We start from the raw sequence: 434 nt of genomic DNA on the forward strand, positions 1-434 counted from the left end.
GCTGCAATGATACCGCGAGACCCACGCTCACCGGCTCCAGATTTATCAGCAATAAACCAGCCAGCCGGAAGGGCCGAGCGCAGAAGTGGTCCTGCAACTTTATCCGCCTCCATCCAGTCTATTAATTGTTGCCGGGAAGCTAGAGTAAGTAGTTCGCCAGTTAATAGTTTGCGCAACGTTGTTGCCATTGCTGCAGGCATCGTGGTGTCACGCTCGTCGTTTGGTATGGCTTCATTCAGCTCCGGTTCCCAACGATCAAGGCGAGTTACATGATCCCCCATGTTGTGCAAAAAAGCGGTTAGCTCCTTCGGTCCTCCGATCGTTGTCAGAAGTAAGTTGGCCGCAGTGTTATCACTCATGGTTATGGCAGCACTGCATAATTCTCTTACTGTCATGCCATCCGTAAGATGCTTTTCTGTGACTGGTGAGTACTC

1 protein-coding gene is annotated in these 434 nt (G+C 50.9%); it reads right to left on the reverse strand.

Annotated elements, in window-relative coordinates; all coding sequences use genetic code 11:
• Positions 1-434, reverse strand: a 434-nt coding sequence (locus KI356_RS27115; RefSeq protein WP_212936995.1) for a serine hydrolase, incomplete at both ends; no start/stop codon positions are given.

This window comes from Bacillus hominis, from assembly GCF_018332515.1.
Taxonomy (GTDB): domain Bacteria; phylum Bacillota; class Bacilli; order Bacillales; family Bacillaceae_G; genus Bacillus_A; species Bacillus_A hominis.